18 protein-coding genes and 2 tRNA genes are annotated in these 18,820 nt (G+C 37.2%); 13 read left to right on the top strand and 7 right to left on the bottom strand.

Annotated elements, in window-relative coordinates; all coding sequences use genetic code 11:
* Nucleotides 1-9 precede the first annotated feature (9 nt).
* A complete protein-coding gene (locus A7A78_RS09375) occupies nucleotides 10-1,080 on the top strand; it encodes a PA0069 family radical SAM protein (protein ID WP_068762193.1) in 1,071 nt (356 codons plus the stop codon).
* 94 nt (nucleotides 1,081-1,174) lie between these two features.
* Here the strand turns inward: A7A78_RS09375 and A7A78_RS09370 are convergent, their stop codons facing one another.
* The 4 genes from A7A78_RS09370 to A7A78_RS09355 form a co-directional block, all read right to left on the bottom strand.
* Nucleotides 1,175-1,837 carry an HD domain-containing protein gene (locus A7A78_RS09370; protein ID WP_068762278.1) on the bottom strand — a complete coding sequence of 221 codons (663 nt, stop codon included), beginning with the start codon at nucleotides 1,835-1,837 and terminating at the stop codon, nucleotides 1,175-1,177.
* Nucleotides 1,837-2,580, bottom strand: coding sequence for a lysophospholipid acyltransferase family protein (locus tag A7A78_RS09365; RefSeq protein ID WP_068762192.1), 744 nt, complete (start codon nucleotides 2,578-2,580; stop codon nucleotides 1,837-1,839). Before A7A78_RS09365 ends, A7A78_RS09370 begins: the two co-directional genes overlap by 1 nt.
* A 79-nt stretch (nucleotides 2,581-2,659) precedes the next feature.
* Nucleotides 2,660-2,887: a hypothetical protein gene (locus tag A7A78_RS09360; protein ID WP_068762191.1), complete on the bottom strand. Its 228-nt coding sequence runs from the start codon at nucleotides 2,885-2,887 to the stop codon at nucleotides 2,660-2,662.
* A gap of 25 nt (nucleotides 2,888-2,912) precedes the next feature.
* Nucleotides 2,913-3,323: a BrxA/BrxB family bacilliredoxin gene (locus tag A7A78_RS09355; protein ID WP_068762190.1), complete on the bottom strand. Its 411-nt coding sequence runs from the start codon at nucleotides 3,321-3,323 to the stop codon at nucleotides 2,913-2,915.
* Nucleotides 3,324-3,605: 282 nt separating this feature from the next.
* Between A7A78_RS09355 and A7A78_RS09350 the strand changes: the two genes are divergently transcribed.
* From A7A78_RS09350 to A7A78_RS09335, 4 genes are all read left to right on the top strand, one after another.
* Complete coding sequence (locus tag A7A78_RS09350; protein WP_068762189.1) at nucleotides 3,606-4,337, top strand: TerB family tellurite resistance protein; 732 nt, start codon at nucleotides 3,606-3,608, stop codon at nucleotides 4,335-4,337.
* 131 nt (nucleotides 4,338-4,468) lie between these two features.
* Nucleotides 4,469-5,128 carry a metal-dependent transcriptional regulator gene (locus A7A78_RS09345; RefSeq protein WP_068762188.1) on the top strand — a complete coding sequence of 220 codons (660 nt, stop codon included), beginning with the start codon at nucleotides 4,469-4,471 and terminating at the stop codon, nucleotides 5,126-5,128.
* Between the two features lie 2 nt (nucleotides 5,129-5,130).
* Complete coding sequence (locus A7A78_RS09340) at nucleotides 5,131-7,011, top strand: Nramp family divalent metal transporter (RefSeq protein WP_068762187.1); 1,881 nt, start codon at nucleotides 5,131-5,133, stop codon at nucleotides 7,009-7,011.
* 86 nt (nucleotides 7,012-7,097) lie between these two features.
* Entirely contained in the window at nucleotides 7,098-7,514 is a 417-nt protein-coding gene (locus tag A7A78_RS09335) for a hypothetical protein (protein ID WP_068762186.1), read from the top strand.
* 404 nt (nucleotides 7,515-7,918) lie between these two features.
* Here A7A78_RS09335 and feoB read toward each other — a convergent pair whose 3' ends face one another.
* The 3 genes from feoB to A7A78_RS09320 form a co-directional block, all read right to left on the bottom strand.
* Complete coding sequence (gene feoB, locus A7A78_RS09330) at nucleotides 7,919-10,018, bottom strand: ferrous iron transport protein B (protein WP_068762185.1); 2,100 nt, start codon at nucleotides 10,016-10,018, stop codon at nucleotides 7,919-7,921.
* Nucleotides 10,019-10,025: 7 nt separating this feature from the next.
* A complete protein-coding gene (locus A7A78_RS09325; protein WP_068762184.1) occupies nucleotides 10,026-10,253 on the bottom strand; it encodes a FeoA family protein in 228 nt (75 codons plus the stop codon).
* A 102-nt stretch (nucleotides 10,254-10,355) separates the two neighbouring features.
* Entirely contained in the window at nucleotides 10,356-11,021 is a 666-nt protein-coding gene (locus A7A78_RS09320) for an SCO family protein (protein ID WP_068762183.1), read from the bottom strand.
* A 182-nt stretch (nucleotides 11,022-11,203) separates the two neighbouring features.
* Here A7A78_RS09320 and A7A78_RS09315 point away from each other — a divergent pair, with 182 nt between their 5' ends.
* The 8 genes from A7A78_RS09315 (at nucleotide 11,204) to A7A78_RS09280 (ending at nucleotide 18,801) form a co-directional block, all read left to right on the top strand.
* Nucleotides 11,204-13,138 carry a M1 family metallopeptidase gene (locus A7A78_RS09315; RefSeq protein ID WP_068762182.1) on the top strand — a complete coding sequence of 645 codons (1,935 nt, stop codon included), beginning with the start codon at nucleotides 11,204-11,206 and terminating at the stop codon, nucleotides 13,136-13,138.
* A gap of 199 nt (nucleotides 13,139-13,337) precedes the next feature.
* Nucleotides 13,338-14,669, top strand: coding sequence for an RIP metalloprotease RseP (gene rseP / locus A7A78_RS09310; RefSeq protein ID WP_068762181.1), 1,332 nt, complete (start codon nucleotides 13,338-13,340; stop codon nucleotides 14,667-14,669).
* 251 nt (nucleotides 14,670-14,920) lie between these two features.
* Nucleotides 14,921-15,508 (top strand): RNA polymerase sigma factor, encoded by a 588-nt coding sequence (locus A7A78_RS09305; RefSeq protein ID WP_068762180.1) that lies wholly within the window; start codon nucleotides 14,921-14,923, stop codon nucleotides 15,506-15,508.
* Nucleotides 15,495-16,229 carry a tetratricopeptide repeat protein gene (locus A7A78_RS09300; protein WP_068762179.1) on the top strand — a complete coding sequence of 245 codons (735 nt, stop codon included), beginning with the start codon at nucleotides 15,495-15,497 and terminating at the stop codon, nucleotides 16,227-16,229. Before A7A78_RS09305 ends, A7A78_RS09300 begins: the two co-directional genes overlap by 14 nt.
* A gap of 110 nt (nucleotides 16,230-16,339) precedes the next feature.
* Nucleotides 16,340-16,413 (top strand) — tRNA-Asn (locus A7A78_RS09295).
* A gap of 163 nt (nucleotides 16,414-16,576) precedes the next feature.
* A complete protein-coding gene (locus tag A7A78_RS09290; protein ID WP_068762178.1) occupies nucleotides 16,577-17,566 on the top strand; it encodes a DNA topoisomerase IB in 990 nt (329 codons plus the stop codon).
* A gap of 60 nt (nucleotides 17,567-17,626) precedes the next feature.
* A tRNA-Arg gene (locus tag A7A78_RS09285) sits at nucleotides 17,627-17,701 on the top strand.
* Between the two features lie 230 nt (nucleotides 17,702-17,931).
* Complete coding sequence (locus A7A78_RS09280) at nucleotides 17,932-18,801, top strand: SdiA-regulated domain-containing protein (protein WP_068762177.1); 870 nt, start codon at nucleotides 17,932-17,934, stop codon at nucleotides 18,799-18,801.
* Nucleotides 18,802-18,820: the final 19 nt, after the last annotated feature.

Genomic DNA, 18,820 nt, shown 5'->3' with positions numbered 1-18,820 from the left:
AGTTTTTTTATGTCCGCTGATTTTCTAAAAGGCCGTGGCGCCCAGAAAAATGTACACAACCGTTTCTTCGAAAACAGTCACGAAGTGCTGGATGAATATTTAAATTTCTGTGAAGTGGAAGGCGAAGAAGCAGATAAAAACAAAACAAACTATATTGAAGTTTTTCCAAAAACATTTGTGAACAAAGTGGAAAGTCCAGACGTTGGGATGGGTTTTTCTGCAAATCCGTATCAAGGTTGCGAACACGGCTGCGTTTATTGCTACGCCCGAAATAGTCACGAATATTGGGGTTACGGCGCTGGTTTGGATTTTGAGAGAAATATTCTCTTTAAAAGAAATGCACCACAACTTTTGGAAGAAAAAATAACTTCGAAGAATTGGCAGGGAAATACCATCGTTTTTTCGGGAAATACGGATTGTTATCAACCACTGGAACGCAAGCTTGAAATCACCAGAAAATGCCTTGAAGTTATGCTGAAATGGAAACACCCAACTGGCATCATCACCAAAAATTCTTTAATACTTCGAGATCTCGATATTTTGAAGGAAATGGCAAAACTGAATATTATTTCCACGAATATTTCAATTACTTCCCTTTCTGAAGATACGCGCCGATTGCTGGAACCTCGAACTGCGAGTATCAAACAACGGCTAAAAACCGTGGAAACGCTTTCAGAAAACGGAATTCCTGTACGGATAATGATGGCTCCAATTATTCCGTCTTTGAATAGCCACGAAATTCTTCCTTTGGTAAAAAAAGTAGCAGAACTTGGCGCAAACGATGTTGGTTATACAATTGTGCGACTAAACGGTCAAATTGCTGAAATTTTCAAGGATTGGGCGCACAAAACCATTCCCGATAAAGCGGAACGAATTTTAAACCAAATTGCCGAATGCCACGGCGGAAATCTCAACGATAGCAATTGGGGACGACGAATGAAAGGCGAAGGGACAATAAGCGAGCAAGTTAAGAACACGATGACAATAGCCAAAAAAAGGTATTTAAAAGACAGGAAAATTGAGGCTTTGGATGCTTCGCATTTTCTGCAACTTAAAAATCCGCAGATGAAATTGTTTTAAAATTTCTCTGTAAATCTCTGTGTTTTCTCAGTGTATCTCTGTGGAATAGCTATTACACAGAGTGACGCAGAGAGACGCAGAGTTGCACGAAGGCTTATTTCTTTCCATTCCATTCCGCATAAAACTGTTTCAGAAAAGTTTCCATAAAAACGTGCCTTTCTTCAGCAATTTTTCTCCCAGTTTCGGTATTCATTCTATCTTTTAAAAGAAGTAATTTTTCGTAAAAATGATTGATTGTTGGTGCATCCGAAACTTTGTATTCTGAAGGCGTCATATTCAAATTCGGCTTAATTTCCGGATCGTAAAGTTTTCGGCTTTTAAAACCTCCGTAGTTGAAAGTGCGCGCAATTCCTATAGCTCCCAGCGCGTCCAGCCTATCTGCATCCTGCACTACTTCCAATTCTTTTGAATGAAATTCCTGGTTTTTATTTCCGCCTTTAAAGGAAACATTTTCAATAATTTTCACAACATGGTCGATTGTTTCTTCGGAAATATTTTGTGATTTTAGAAACTTTCGCGCTTTTTTTGGGCCAACGGTTTCATCGCCATTGTGAAATTTGGAATCGGCTATATCGTGAAGCAATGCGCCGAGTGAAATAATAGTTTTATCAACTTTTTCACTTTCTGAAATGAGCAATGCATTTTTATAGACCCGTTCAATATGAAACCAATCGTGGCCGCCTTCGGCATTTTGCAATTCCTCTTTTACAAAATTGATTGTGTTTTGAATAATTTCTTCCGAAGAAAATGAGTCCATCATTTATGGATTTTTGAAATGATGATTTCTTCCACTTTGTCGATCAGCATTTCAACTTCGTAATCAGCTATTTTTATTGCGGGATGCACGGTCATTTCCAAACGGACGCCCATTTGCATCGGGAACATTCCCCAACGTTGTAACTTCCAGGAATTATTAAAGGTAACGGGAATAACATAACCATCGGGTACTTTTTTGAAAAGCGTTTGCAATCCTGTTCTTCGGAAAGACTTGGGCACACCTGTTTTACTGCGCGTTCCCTCGGGGAAAATAACGCCGCTTCGCTTAAACTTCTGAAGGTATTTTGAAAACTTCACCATTTCTACAATGGCTTGCCGTGGATTTTTTCTGTCGATCAAAATAGAGCCGCCGTGCCTCAAATTATAGGAAACGGAAGGAATGCCCTTACCTAATTCCACTTTAGAAATAAACTTAGGATGATATTTCCGTAAATACCAAGTGATAGGCGAAATATCCCACATACTTTGGTGGTTTGAAACAATGATTATTGGGACATTATTCGGGACGCTGGTGTTAATGTCAATATGGAATGTGGTTCCCAAAACATTTAAACAGCGAAGCAATGTCAAGTTTAGATAATCAACACTTTTTTTATGTGCTGTGTACCCAAACCAGTTAAAACAAATCCATTGAATGGGATGAAATATGACAATTGTAATACCAAAAAACAGGTAAAACAATACCGTAAAGGGATAACTTATTATTTTAGAGAATGCCTTCATTTCCTTTCAAAAGTAAGAAAACCGCCCTTAAAAAGACGGTTTTTCCTGTTCGACAATTTTTGTTTTCAAAATTGAAAAATTAATTTTTCGATTTCAATTTAGATTTTGGTCTATTTTTCAGTGTATTTTGTTCTATGTAAATATAATTGTAAACACAAACACCAACGATCAATAACCAAAACGCTCTGTAAAGCCAATCATTTATTTCCTTTCCGAATAAATGTGAAACCTTCGGGTTCATATAAATGTTGACAATTAGTGCGCCAAGCGCCAAAATTCCAATAACGATAGTAAATGGCTTAGTCATTCTCATAACTACAGATCTCTAAAGTTTAGCAGTATTCGTTATAGGCGCCTTTTAAGTTTTCGGCAATCATTTGTGCTGGACGGCCCTCAATGTGGTGGCGTTCCAACATATGCACCAATTCGCCATTTTTGAATAAAGCCATTGATGGAGAACTTGGTGGAAACGGAACCATATTGGCTCTTGCTGCATCTACAGCTTCGCGGTCAACACCTGCAAAAACAGTAACCAAATGGTCTGGTTTTTTATCGTTTTGAATTGACATGGCCGCTCCTGGGCGAGCATTTGCAGCTGCACACCCACAAACAGAGTTTACAACAACTAAAGTTGTTCCTTCTTTTTTTAATGCTTCTTCAACATCATTGGCTGTATGTAATTCGGAAAAACCTACTCTTGTAAGGTCTTCGCGCATTGGTTTTACTAGTTCGGGTGGGTACATAAATATTTATTTTAATTATTATAAAATGTGGCTGTAAAGATACTAATTTTGAAGGGGAAAAATTCCAAATAACAAATTCCAAATAACAAATTCCAAATTCCAAAAAAAATCACAAATAACAAATCATAAAACTCAAATAACATCTTAAATTCAAAAAAGCTATTTACAGTCCCTTTTTGATTTTGGTAATTGAATTTTAGTTTTTATTTGGAATTTGGTGCTTGAAATTTGGTATTTTAAATACTTACCTTTGTCGGCTCTTAAAAGAAAAATTACAATTTTATGCTTCGTTGGTTATTGGCCGTTCTAGGTTATTTTATATATCGTTTTCCCGGTGCCATTGTTGGTTTTGTTTTAGGAAGCCTCCTCGATAACCTAAGTGTAAAAGGTAAAACATTTCAGACCTCTTTCGGCACATCACAGCAACAAGTTACTCCTGCAGATTTTGAGCTTAATTTACTTTCTTTGGCTTCTTTGGTTATAAAAGCCGATGGAAATGTAAGCCAAACAGAATTGGATTACGTGCGTCAATATTTTGTGCAAGCTTATGGGCGGGAACGTGCAAATGCCACTTTTAAGGTTTTTAATGAAGTAATAAAGAAGCGCGAAATTTCGGCTCAAAACATTTGTACTCTTTTGCAACAAAGAACACGTTATGAAAGTCGTTTGCAGATTCTTCATTTTCTGTTCAGTATTGCGAATGCAGACGGAAGTGTTTCAACTTCCGAAGTAAATGAAATTAACAAAATTTCAGGTTTTTTAGGGGTTTACGCTCGTGATTTTGAAAGCATAAAAGCAATGTTTTTCAAAAATCCGGACAGTGCATACAAAATTTTGGAAATTGAAAGAACTGCAACTATTCCAGAAATAAAAACAGCGTACCGAACCATGGTAAAAAAATACCATCCCGATAAACTGCAGCATATGGATGAAGCCCATCAAAAAGGAGGTGAGGAAAAATTCAAAAAAGTGCAGGAAGCTTATGAGCAACTTCAGAAAGAACGCGGGTTTTAAATAAAAATCAATATTTACTTTCCGAATTTCAATTATCATTTAATCAATGATTGATTCAATTTTTATATATTTTTAGTCAAGGCTAAAAATAAAAAATAGGTAAATAGAAAAATATTTTTACTTTTGTACCTATGTTTACATTAGCCGAAGAAAATTATTTAAAAGCCATTTTCCACCTTGAACATGACTTTCACGGAGAGGTAAGTACCAACGCCATTGCCGAAAGCATGGAAACAAAACCTTCTTCAGTAACTGACATGGTTCAAAAACTGGGCGAAAAAAAATTGCTTACCTACAAACGTTACAAAGGCGTTAAATTGACCGCGGAAGGCAAAAAGGTTGCTACAAATGTTATTAGAAAACACCGTTTGTGGGAAGTCTTTTTAGTTGAAAAGCTAAATTTTCATTGGGATGAAGTCCATGAAATAGCAGAGCAGTTGGAGCATATTCAATCTGAAGAGCTAATATTACGTCTCGACAAATTTTTAGGAAGCCCAGAATTTGATCCTCATGGCGACCCAATTCCAGACAAACACGGGGTTTTAAAACGCACAGAGAAAAAATTGCTTTCAGAAATTGACAAAAATCAAAAAGGCGTCTGCGTGGGCGTAAAAGAATCCAGCCCAGAATTTTTACAATATTTGGATAAAAAGAAAATCAGCATAGGCACCAAGATAACAGTTCTTGGGAAGGAATTCTTTGATGGCTCAATGATAATCCAAGTTGGAAGAGAACAGTTTTTCATTTCACATAAAATAGCCGAAAACCTTTACGTTCAAACGCAAGAATAACGATGGATAGAAGAAGCCACAAATCATTGGAAGAAGTCCACGGAACTATTGAAACCGCTGGTAAAAAATCACCGTGGAAACGGCTCCTCGCATTTTTGGGCCCGGCTTATTTGGTGAGTGTGGGCTATATGGATCCAGGAAACTGGGCTACGGATATTGCGGGCGGAAGCCAGTTTGGCTATAAACTGATTTGGGTATTGTTGATGAGTAATATTATGGCGCTACTGCTTCAAAGTTTATGTGCGCGTTTGGGCGTTGTCCGCGGACGGGATTTAGCACAAGCTTCCCGAGAAGCCTACAATCCATTTGTAAATTTTGTACTTTATATTTTAGCCGAAATTGCCATTGTAGCTTGCGATTTAGCCGAAGTTATTGGGATGGCAATCGGATTGAATCTTCTTTTTGGGTTGCCGATGGTTTGGGGAGTTACTATTACGGCATTGGATACTTTTTTACTTCTTTTCCTTTTGAACAAGGGAATGCGAAAAATGGAGGTTTTTATCATCGGTCTAATTTTTATTATTGGTGGTTCTTTTGTGGTTGAAATGTTTTTTGCAAAACCAGATATGGGCGAACTTATGGCTGGTTTTATTCCTTCGCTTCCAGATAGTACAGCGCTTTACATTGCTATCGGTATTATTGGGGCGACCGTTATGCCACATAACCTTTATCTGCATTCCTCTTTAGTACAATCCCGAAAAATAGAGCGAACTAAAAAAGGAATTAAACAAGCTCTGAAATTCAATTTTATAGATTCTGCAATCGCACTCAATCTTGCCTTTTTTGTAAATGCTGCAATTTTAATACTTGCCGCAGCAGTTTTCCATAAAAACGGAATGTTTGAAGTGGCTGAAATACAAGATGCACACGCATTATTGGAACCACTTTTAGGCTCAAGTTTGGCACCTACTTTTTTCGCAATAGCATTGATTGCAGCTGGACAAAGCAGTACGCTTACTGGAACACTTGCAGGGCAAATTGTGATGGAAGGGCATTTAAATTTGCGTATCCAGCCTTGGGTCCGAAGATTAATCACACGTATGCTCGCCATTGTTCCAGCCCTTTTTACAGTTATTTATTTCGGGGAAAGTGGCACCGGAAAATTGCTTGTTTTAAGTCAAGTAGTATTGAGTCTTCAACTTGGTTTTGCAATAATTCCCTTAATTCATTTTGTAAGCAGCAAAAAGCTTATGAACGGTTTTGAAATTAAATGGCCTTTAAGAATCGCATCTTGGTTTATCACAATTATAATTGTGGGACTGAATGGAAAATTGGTTTATGATGAAATAACTGGCTGGTTAACTACTGCTGAAAACCCAATCTACATTTGGACTTTGGTAATTCCAGCAGCAATAGGAGCGGCAGTTTTACTGATTTACATAACTTTCAAAACTACTGTAAAGGATATTAAATCAGAAAAACGAAAAATGGTTCCGCATATACTGGATGCCAAAGTAGATGAGCTTGCGCAACCGCTTTCCTATAAAAAAATTGCTATTCCTGTAGATTTTTCAACTTCGGATGAAAAGAGTATTTCAGCAGCATTGCAACTTGGTGGAAAAGATGCCGAATACACCTTAATTCATATTGTAGAAACACCCGGAGCAATGATTTATGGCGATGAAATTGATGATTACGAAACTGAGAGCGACGAGGCATTCCTGAATAAGTATAAAGAAAAATTAGATGCAAAAGGCTTTAAAGTTTCGGTTGAATTAGGATTTGGTTCTCCAAAGAAGATAATTCCAAAAATCGTGAATGCAGCTGATTTTGATTTGTTAGTTTTGGGCGGTCATGGACATTCAGGCTTAAAAGATTTATTGTTCGGAACTACTGTTGACAGCGTTCGGCACAGAGTAAATATTCCCGTTTTTATTGTTTAAAAGGAATTTTGCACGCTGTCTTTTGTGCTGTGTAATTTTCTGGCATTATTTTTTAATGTATCTTTAAAATTGAAAAACTTACTACAATGAAAAAATCACTTTTAGCCATTATAATTCTTTTTTCAACCTTTGCTTTTGGGCAGAATGATTCAGTTGAAACCCCAAAAATTGCCATAAAAGTTCCCAAAGGGGAAACTGTTGTTGTGAAGGGTGTTTCCATAAAATTTTTGGAAGTTTTGGAAGATTCCCGTTGCCCAACCGGCGTTACTTGTATTTGGGCCGGACGTGCAATTGTAAAAGTTGAAGTTACCAGTAATGGCAATAAACAGGAAAGAACTTTAACTTTTGGCGAAGTAAAACGCGGGGAAGAAAAAAATACAAATCTTTATAGCTCCGCTGAGTTTTCAATAAACGGATTAACACTCAATCCATATCCAACTTCAGAAAGCACCGGTAAAGATAAAGGTTATGTATTGCTGATTTGTGAAGAGAAGAACAACTAGTTTTAGTGACAACCACAATCTTTCTTGCCACATTTTGTTTTCCCTCCATCTAATGTACCGCCTGAATTTTGGCGCGATTCAAAAATGGGATTCCAAACAAACTTTTTAAGCAAAAAGCCTGCAGCAAGCGAAAATGTTATTAAAACCAATATTGTTTGCATACTGCAAAGATACCCTAAAGAAAATCAAGTTACAAATATTGCATTTCAGAAAAAAGTGTACCGTGACCCTGTTTCATTACATCAATGAAAACTACATTTGCTGCAGTCTGAATGATCTCCGGGTTTATTTCTTTTTTTCGCTGTTTGGAATGGATTCCAAACAAACCTCGTTATAAGAAAGTACACCGCAAGTAAAAATGTTATTATTACAAGTAAAGTTTGCATACCCAAATTATATCTATTCTACTTCAAAAATTGATAGGCAGCCAAAGCAACCACATAAGCAATGGCACTCATTACAAATAGTTGCCACATTGGCCATTTCCAACTGTTCGTTTCTTTTTTTACAATTGCCAGTGTACTCATGCACTGCATCGCAAAAGCATAAAACAGCAATAGTGAAACCCCACTCGCAAAATTGAAGAGTGGGCCGCCCAAAATAGGGTTTATCTCTGCCGCCATTCGGCTTTTTATGGTTTGTTCGTCTTCACTGCCAACGCTGTAAATTGTAGCGAGAGTTCCAACAAATACCTCACGCGCGGCAAAAGAGCTCACAATTGCAATCCCAATTTTCCAATCGTAGCCCAAGGGCCTAACTGCAGGTTCAATGGCGTGCCCAACATGCCCAATATAGGAATGTTCCAGTTTATAGGAATCCACATGCATCGCAATTTCCTCTTCGGAAAGATTTTGCGAAGCGTATTGGTTTTGAATAATTTCTTCGGCATTATTAAAATCGCCCGGGCCGTAGGATGCCAAAACCCAGAGAATAATTGAAATTGCAAGTATTATTTTTCCCGCACCAAAAACGAAAGCTTTTGTTTTTTCAACCACGGTAATCAATACATTTTTAGGAAGTGGAAGTTTGTAATTGGGCATTTCAACCACAAAGAAACTTTTGGAACGGATTTTTAAAATTTTGTCTAATATATAAGCCGAAAAAATAGCCGCACCAAAGCCCAATATATACATAAACATAAGCGTTAGCCCCTGCAAACTAAAAATACCGAGCACGCGCGTATCTGGAATTACCAGTGAAATAATTATCAAATAAACTGGCAAACGCGCCGAACAAGTTGTGAAGGGCGTAACCAAAATTGTAATTAAGCGCTCTTTCCAGTTTTCAATATTACGGGTTGCCATAATCGCGGGAATGGCACAAGCAGTTCCGGCAACCAATGGCACAACGCTTTTTCCGCTGAGCCCAAAACGACGCATAATACGGTCCATCAAAAACACTACCCGGCTCATATAGCCCGTTTCTTCCAAAATTGAAATAAAAAGAAAAAGAAAGGCGATCTGTGGAATGAAAATTACGATTCCGCCAAGTCCCGGAATAATTCCTTCGGCAATCAAATTCGTAAAATCTCCTACTGGAAGTGATGTTTTGGCCCATTCGCTGAGGGAAGCGAAAGTGCTGTCAATAAAATCCATTGGGTAACTGCTCCAATCAAAAATTGCCTGAAAAATTAAAAGTAGAATTGCGAAGAAAATCACATATCCCCATACTTTGTGCGTTAAGACCCTATCCAAACGGCTCCTTAAATCCTTTGCATTTGCAGTATCTATATGAAGTGTTTCTTTTAAGGTTTCGTTTATAAACTGATAGCGGGCCACGGTTTCCTTTTGTTGGAGCCTTTTCAGGTTGCTCACGGATTCCGTTTGAAAAGAGGCTACGCCTTTCAGCTCATTTCGGTCCAATTTCCCAAAATTTACATCTTGCGTTATTACCAACCAAAGTTTATAAAGTTCTTGGTTTGGAAAGGCTTTTCGCAAACGGTCAAAATATTCCGGGGAAATACTGGAAGCGTTCAAACTGGGCTTGGTGGAAAGTTGGTTGTAGTTTTCAATCAACTCCTTTAAATAATCAAAACCAAGATTTTTACGTGAGCTAATAAGCGCAATCTTGGTGTTTAATTTTTCCTCAAGTTTTGGAACATCCAGATAAATAGCCTTCCGTTTCATTCTATCGGCCATATTGATAGCAAGAATAACAGGAATGCCCAAATCTTTTATTTGTGTGAATAAAAGAAGGTTACGTTTAAGGTTTTCTATATCTGCAACAACCACGGCAACATCTGGAAAGTCTTTGTCGTTTTTGTTAAGAAGCAGTTCAATAACCACATTTTCATCAACCGAAGAAGCGTTTAAACTATACGTTCCGGGCAAATCGAGCACATGCACTTTACAGCCTCGACCAAATTTACAGGTTCCCTGTTTTTTTTCAACAGTGATTCCCGGATAGTTGCCCACTTTTTGGTTCAGCCCCGTTAAGCGGTTAAAAACAGAGGTTTTTCCGGTATTCGGGTTTCCAATTAGAGCAACATTTATGTGTTTTGCCATTGCTAAACTATATCAATTCAATTTCAATCTTACTGGCTGTTTCCCTGCGAATGGCGAGATGGCTTCCGTTGATGTTCAAATATAATGGATCGTTAAATGGAGCTGTTTGCACCAAACATACTTCATTTCCGGGAAGGCAGCCCATTTCCAAAAGTTTCAGCGGTACTACTTCCACCGAAAATTCCTTGATAATGCCCCGTTGCCCTTTTTTCAGTGAAGCGATAGTAACGACCATTTTTATTTAGATTGATTTTAAACAAGGCAAAAGTAACGGAAAAAAAGGACGTGGGAAAAGACCTGTGTTATTTTTTTACTTTTGAAAAAAGAGACCTATATTTCAATCTTCCTTTTCCAGAATTTTTATGTCTGTCAATAATTTTTCAATAGACTCTGGGTCTGTGCCATCATAAAAACCTCGAATACGTTTCTTTTTATCTACAAGCACAAAGTTTTCGGTATGGATAAGATCATAATCCTGAAAAGGAACATCCTTTGCGGCGAGGTAAGATTTTCTGGCGAGGTCATAAATCTCCTTTTTATCACCCGTTACCAAATTCCATTTTGCATCATTTACCCCTTTTTCCAAGGCGTATTTTTTAAGTTGGGCAACAGTGTCAATTTCAGGAGTTACGGTATGCGAAAGCAACAAAACCTCATCATCATTTTTAAGTTTTTCCTGAATTTCCGCCATATGGCCTGTCATTATTGGGCAAATGGTCTGGCAGGTAGTAAAGAAAAAATCAGCCACATATATTTTGTCTTTGTAATCGTCTTGGGTTATTGTTTGCCCATTCTGGTTGGTAAGGCTAAAATTTGCAATGGTGTGATATTTTTTTACATACTGAAGCGTGGTATCTACCAATTCCGTTGAAACATCTGCAGGCTGATAGATTTTCAGCATTACTTTAGGCTTCATAATTTGATAAATTACGGTAATAATTATTGCCGAAAGTACCACCAAAACAATAGCAAAGAATTTATATTTCTTGAAAAAAGTAAGCATTGCGTTAAATTTTAGACTGAAAGCACATATTTGGCGGCAAAAATAAGCCCTAATACTAACAAAATGAATACATTTAACATCCTAATTTCACGCTGAAATGTGTCTTCTTATTAATTACATCTTCTACTTAAAAAATTGGTCAGCAAATTTCAGCAAAACAATCATTCCATAAATATGAACCAATGAAAACATTAGTACTCCCCTTTTTATTTTTAACTTCATTATTCACTTTTTCACAAAATTTTCAGTCAGAAAACATCAGCGAAGCGGAAGCCAAAGCTGCAACAGGTTGGTTTGGACAAAGCGTAAACATGAATACCGGAAATTATGACCTAAAATACCAACGTTTGGAGTTAACCGTAGATCCGGCACAACCTTTTATTTCCGGGAAAATAACTTCCCATTTTATTGCAAAGGAGAATTTGAATACGGTAACTTTTGAATTGGTGGACAATATGACGGTTTCACAAGTTACACAACGCGGCACACCTTTGAGCTTTACACAAAATAGTAATGACGAAGTGGTAATTACGCTGCCGCAAATGCAAAATCAAAACGTTTTGGATTCGCTTTCCGTAAGTTATTCCGGTAACCCTATTAGCTCGGGGTTTGGCTCTTTTGAAGTGGATACCCATAATGGCGATCCCGTAATGTGGACGCTTTCGGAACCTTTTGGCGCCAAAGCTTGGTGGCCTTGCAAACAGGATTTGAATGATAAAATTGACATGATTGATGTTTACATTACCACGCCACGTTTCAATTCTTCAAGTGAAGAATATATAGCAGTTTCCAATGGTTTGGAATTAAGCCAAACCGTTAATGGCAGCAACAAAACCACCCATTACAGGCATCAATACCCCATTCCCGCATATTTAGTTGCCATTGCGGTAACCAATTACACTGTTTATTCGCATACGGTTGACAATAACGGCGATCCTTTTGAAATTATAAACTATATCTATCCCGAAGATCTTTCCTATGCACAATCCAGAACTCCGGTTACTGTGGATATCATGAATTTATATGCAGATCTTTTTGAGCCTTATCCTTTTGCAAATGAAAAATATGGCCATGCCGAATTTGGCTGGGGTGGTGGAATGGAGCATACAACCGTATCATTTATGGGCGGGCTTAGCCGTGGCTTGATTGCACATGAACTTGGCCATCAGTGGTTTGGTGATAAAGTTACTTGCGGCAGCTGGCAGGATATTTGGCTTAACGAAGGTTTTGCAACCTATCTCGCAGGAATTGTAATTGAAAATTTTGATGGAAATACCGATTTCAGAAGCTGGAAACAAGACCAAATTTCTTCCATAACACAAGAAAATGATGGTTCGGTATATATTCCTGCACAAGACACTACTTCGGTAAACAGAATTTTCAGCAGCAGACTTACTTACAATAAAGGTTCAATGGTGTTGCATATGCTTCGCAAAAAACTAGGCGATGCCGTTTTCTTCCAAGGATTAAAAGATTATCTGTCAGATCCTGCGCTTGCTTACGGGTATGCAAAAACAGGAGATTTAATTAGAAACATGGAAGACGCAAGTGGCGAAGACCTTAATGAGTTTTTTCAGGATTGGATATACGGCCAGGGCCATCCACGCTACACAATTCGTTGGAACCAAGTTGATGGTCCGGCTAACCTCAACATAAAAATTTCACAGACACAAAGCCATCCCTCGGTTTCCTTTTTTGAAGTTCCCGTGCCCTTAAGACTTATTGGCACACAAGGCGAAACATTGGACATAGTATTAGATAATACAACAAATGACCAAACGTTCCAGCCAGCAGTAGGCTTTACGGTTCAAAGTGTACAATTTGACCCAGAAAAAGATATTATTTCAAGGAGCAATAATGTTATTTTGAGCACTGAAGATTTTGCTTTGGATACCCAATTGGTTTTATATCCCAATCCAACATCCGGGGTTATTAATCTTCAAAAACCTGATGCTTTACAAGTAACCCAAGTGAGAATATACAACGCTTTGGGGCAATTGCTTTATGAAAAAAATTATTCAGAAACAGTAGATGTTTCAAAATTTTCCAAGGGCATTCTGTTTTTCCAAATTGAAACTGAAAAAGGTGTTATTAATAAATCAATAATTAAGGAATAATCTTTTTTAGCTATTCTTAAAAACAAAAATAAATCACAAATAAGCGGGAACAAACCCGCTTATTTTTTTTGCACGTTCTAAAAGATTACTTTTGTGCGATTTTTTTCTGAAACCGCCACATTGGCAAACCATTTCATTTTAGGCTCGATTTTGGTAACAAACAATTTTTAATTGAGACTAAAAAAATATAAAAGACACTATGAGTCCATTTTTTGTAAAAGCCATTCAACTTCTTTTAAGCTTATCCATATTGATCGTGCTCCATGAACTGGGGCATTTTATTCCTGCAAAACTTTTCAAAACCAGGGTTGAAAAATTCTACCTTTTCTTTGATGTGAAATTTTCCCTTTTCAAAAAGAAAATTGGCGAAACCGTTTATGGAATCGGCTGGCTTCCTTTGGGAGGTTACGTAAAAATTTCGGGAATGATTGACGAAAGCATGGATAAGGAACAAATGGCTGGTCCACCGCAACCGTGGGAATTCCGAAGCAAACCAGCTTGGCAACGACTTATTATTATGCTTGGTGGGGTTACGGTAAACATTATTGTTGGCTTTGTAATTTATATGGGAATTCTATATTTCTACGGAAGAAACGTTACAACCAATGCAGACATTCCACAAGGTTTTTCGGTTACGGAACAATTTAAGGAATACGGTTTCCGCGATGGTGACCATATTCTAAACGTTAACGGTGAGCCCTTGGACGATGTGATGGACATCAACAGATATATTTTTCTGCGCGATGTTTCAAAAGTTGAAGTAAAGCATAATGACGGCACCGTTGAAACCATCAACGTTCCAGAAGATGCTGGCACCCAAATGTTTAAGAATGATACACATTTTCCCTTCGTTCCAAGACAATCAGCCACTATCGATACCCTGCTTACAGATTATCCCGCAATTGCGGCCGGCTTTCAAAAAGGCGATAAAATTATTGCCGTTAATGGCCAAGCTGTACAGTATTACGATGAATTTCAAAATCTGGTAAAGAAAGAGGCAAATACTGAAAACACGATTGTTGTAGCGCGAGGAAACCAACAAGATACCTTAAAAGTTACTTCAAACAAAGAAGGAAAAATAGGGGTAAACACTTTTGGAAAAGACATAATTTCACAACTGGACAAAACAGAAATTAAATATTCTTTAGGCGAAAGCATCATCGGCGGGTTTAGCTTTGGTTACAATACGTTGAAAGATTACGTAAAACAATTCAAATATGTTTTCACCAAAAAAGGAGCAACACAAGTAGGTGGTTTTGGCGCCATTGGCAATCTGTTTCCAGATTCTTGGGATTGGCAGAGTTTCTGGGCAACAACGGCTTTAATTTCGATTATTCTTGCATTTATGAACATTCTGCCCATTCCAGCTTTGGACGGCGGGCACGTAATGTTTCTACTTTATGAGATTGTGACAGGCAGAAAACCGAATGACAAATTTATGGAATATGCCCAAATGGTCGGTTTCTTCATTTTAATAGCATTATTGCTTTTCGCCAACGGGAATGATATTTATCGTTGGTTATTTGAATAAAAGCAACATAGAATAGCTTTTTTAAAAATACTTCGGGCAAAATCCGAAGTATTTTTTTTTGAAATATTGTGATGACATTTCAATTACTTCCCCGATGTGTTTAAAATAGCAAAATGGAATATTTATATTTTGAAGTGAAATAGAACAATTGCTTCATTTCAACGAAAAAAAATATCCATACACCTTAAGTTGCGCAATTTTTTTTAAACGATTGCGTATATATTGTATCTTTCTGTATTGTTTCAACCATAATGCGGAAAATAAGCAACGAAAAAATCAAGGATTTGCCATTTAAGGAAACGGTAGCGCTCATCAAAAAAAATGATGCGGCTACCTTAAAACAGTTGTATAAAACAAATTTCGCAAAAGTGAAACGCTACGTCTATAAAAACAGTGGCGATGAGCAACAGGCAAAAGATGTTTATCAAGAAGCGTTTGTTGCAATGTGGCGAAATATAAAAGACGACAAATTTTCTGCTGAAAGTGAAACCGCCATCAATGGTTATCTTTTTCAGATTGCGAAATATAAATGGTTGGACCACGTGCGCTCGGCAAGATATAAAAATACCACGTTTATAAACCGTGAACTTGAATATGACGAGCCAGAAATAGAGGAAAATGAAATGCAAAATAGAAAAATTAAAATCATAATGAATTCCATAGACAATCTGGGCGAACGCTGCCAGTTGCTGATGAAACTTTTCTATTTTGAACAAAAATCTTTTAAAGAAATAGCCGAAATAATGGCCATGGACGAGGCCTCTGCCCGCAATGCAAAATACAGATGCCAAGAACAGTTAAAAAAAATGACCCAAATTATCCCCAATGGACCCAAATAAAGAAATAGAAAACAATCAAGAAACCCAAGAGTTGATAGATGCCTATCTATTAGGCAAACTTGATGCAACTGCCTTGACTGATTTTAATGAGCGCTTAAGCATATTTCCGAAATTTCGCGCGATGGTTGAGGAACAACGTCTTCTTTTTAAAAGTGTTGAAGAATACAATTTGAAAAGTTCTTTGGATGAATACCATTCAGAAATAAAGGATGAGCCAGAAAAAAAATGGCTAAGTCCAGGTTGGTTGGCCCTTGCTGCATCTTTTATAGTACTTATTGGAATTGCGTCATGGGCTATTTTCAACAATGGAAATTCTCCCCAAAAGGTTTTTGCGGCAAATTTTAAACCAGACCCAGGCCTACCAACCTCTATGGGAACTTCCTCAGAATATGAATTTTACTATGGAATGGTAAATTACAAACGAAAGGAATATGCGGAAGCCATATCCCGTTGGGAACCCATTTATGGCGCCAATCCTGAAAATGATACCTTGGTTTATTTTCTGGGAGTAGCAAATTTAGCAAATGGCAATGCCCGCCAAGCAGAAAAATATTTAAAAATGGCTAATGAAAAAACGGAAAGTGCATTTTATGAAGACGCAAAATATTATTTAGCCTTGTCACTTTTAAAAGAACACAAAATAGAAGAAGCCATAGAAACACTTTCAAACAGTAGCTCACCAGCAAATACTTCCCTTCTGAAGCAGCTTAAAGACTTATAATTATTTTAAAATTTTCAATGCTTTTTGAAATATTAAAAAACAGAAAATTCATAAAGTTTTATTTTGATGGAATTAAAAAATAGGTATATTTGCAACCGCTAATGCAAAATTCCTCCTTAGCTCAGTTGGTTAGAGCATCTGACTGTTAATCAGAGGGTCCTTGGTTCGAGCCCAAGAGGAGGAGCAAAAAGCCCAACTTTACAGTTGGGCTTTTTTGTTTTTACTGCCCACCAGATAAGGGATTTAGTCCGCTTCAACCTTTAGAATTCCCTTTATTAAATATCTTAAGAAGAATATAATTTTTACTTGAAAATACAATTTTGTTTTACATTTAAGATAAAAATGCTATGTATTACAGAAAACTACACGGAAAAGGGTTTACCTATAAAGATGAAAATGGAAAAACGATAAAAGAGAAAGAAACACGCGACTGGATTAAATCACTCGTAATTCCACCGGCTTGGACAAACGTTGAAATAAGTGAAAACCGAAAAGCAGATCTTTTGGTTACCGGTCGGGATGACAAGGATCGCAAACAATATCTTTATCACCCTAAATATACAGCCCGTCAAAATTCCAAAAAGTTTGACAGAATTATTGATTTTGCTGATCAATTGGAGCATATGCGCCGAGTGACTGGCCAACATATGCGCAAGCAGAAATTGAATCGTGAAAAAGTTATGGCCGTAATGCTGCGATTATTGGAATCTGCTTTCTTCAGGCCCGGAAGCGAAACATATTCCAAAGAAAATGCAACTTATGGCCTAACTACTTTAAGAAGCAAACACCTCACCATTGATGGGGACGAAATAATCTTTACATATAATGGAAAATCTGGGCAGGATCAGGAAAAACATATAGTCGATAAAAAATTAGCGAAAATTGTACAGGAAATTGACGATATGCCCGGCTATGAAATCTTTAAATATCTTGATGAAAACGATAAAATTGTTGATGTGAAAAGCGACGATTTAAACGCATATATCCACGAAATAATGGGCGAAGAGTTTTCTGCAAAAGATTTTAGAACTTGGGCGGGAACCATGATTGCCGCAATAGCTTTGGACGAACTGGGAGTGGTAGACAAAAAGGATCAAAAGCTTTTGGACCAAAACATAAAAGAAGCCGTAAACCGAGTTTCGGAAAGATTGGGCAACACCCCTTCGGTTGCGCGGAGCTCCTATATTGATCCAAGGGTTATAGAAGATTATACCCAAGGACGTACTTTAAAATATTTTGAAAAGGAAATTAACAAGCTGCTCAAAAAAGCAGAAAATCTTTCCAAAGAAGAAATTGGGGTTTTGTGCTTGCTTCGCAATCGTCTAAAAAAGAAATAAGAGAATTGTGGCACGTTTAACAATCGTTTAAAAATAGCTAAATTTGCCTTCCATAATAAAGGCCTCATAGTTCAATGGATAGAATAGAAGTTTCCTAAACTTTAGATCCAAGTTCGATTCTTGGTGAGGCTACCAAAAAGTTTTATATCCAAATTCCCCCGACGCCTCGGGGTTGGTGAGGCTACGAAGCAAGATGAGAAGTTTACCCTGAGCGAAGCCGAAGGGATTTTTGGTGAGGCTACGAAAAATGTGATTTTACTTATTTTATACTAATTTTAAGGAGAACAAATTATTTTTTCCATAAATTATCAGTTATTTAATTTCAGGAAGCTGAAAATAATTAAACCTTAATAGTATTGTCTTTTATGAACGAAAACAAAATAGCTTTTTGGATAATATTTAGTGTATTGGCCTTTGTGGGTATTTTGTGGTATGCTTTTGAAAATCCCGCGTTGAATCCACGTTTGGAAGAACAGACATACAAGATAATCCGCAAATGGGACATGCCTGTGGAGCTCAATGAAATTTCCGGCATAAGCTGGATTTCAGAAAACAAAATAGCCTGTGTGCAGGATGAAGATGGTATAATTTATATATACAACCTTTCCACCTCTCTGGTTGAACACCAAACAAATTTTTCGAAAGCTGGCGATTATGAAGGCCTTGTTGTTGTGGATAGTACTGCTTATGTATTGGAAAGCAATGGTGAAATATTTGAAGTCGAAAATTTTATGAGTTCCAATTTCACTGTTAAAAGTTTCAAGACTTTTTTTACAGGGAAAAATAATATGGAGTCTTTGGGCCTAGACCTTAAAAACAAAAGGCTTTTGTTGACTTCGAAGAATAAGGACCCACAAGGCAATGATTACAAAGGTATTTACGCCTTTGATCTTGTTACGAAAACAGTTTCAAAAAATCCTGTTTCAAAAATTTCACTTACTGACCCTATTTTTAAAGTTAGGGATGTTGATGACGATGCAGATAAAACTCCGTCTTTTTCACCATCAGACATAGATATAAACCCAGTCAATGGAGACATTTATGTTTTACAGAGCAATGTTCCCCAGGTTTTGATTATGGATTCCTTGAGCAAGCCGAAAATTATTCATAATTTCCACAGTGATGCTTTCCCCCAACCTGAAGGAATTACATTTTCTCCTGAAGGAACGCTTTATATTTCCAATGAAGGAAAAAATGGTACAGCGAATATCCTTGAGGTAGAGTTTGATGAATAATGATTATTTAGAAAACACT

The organism is Aequorivita soesokkakensis (assembly GCF_001641085.1).
GTDB classification, from domain to species: Bacteria; Bacteroidota; Bacteroidia; order Flavobacteriales; family Flavobacteriaceae; genus Aequorivita; species Aequorivita soesokkakensis.
The sequence above is the reverse complement of the archived record's forward strand: the minus strand, read 5'-3'. Positions and strand labels throughout refer to the sequence as shown.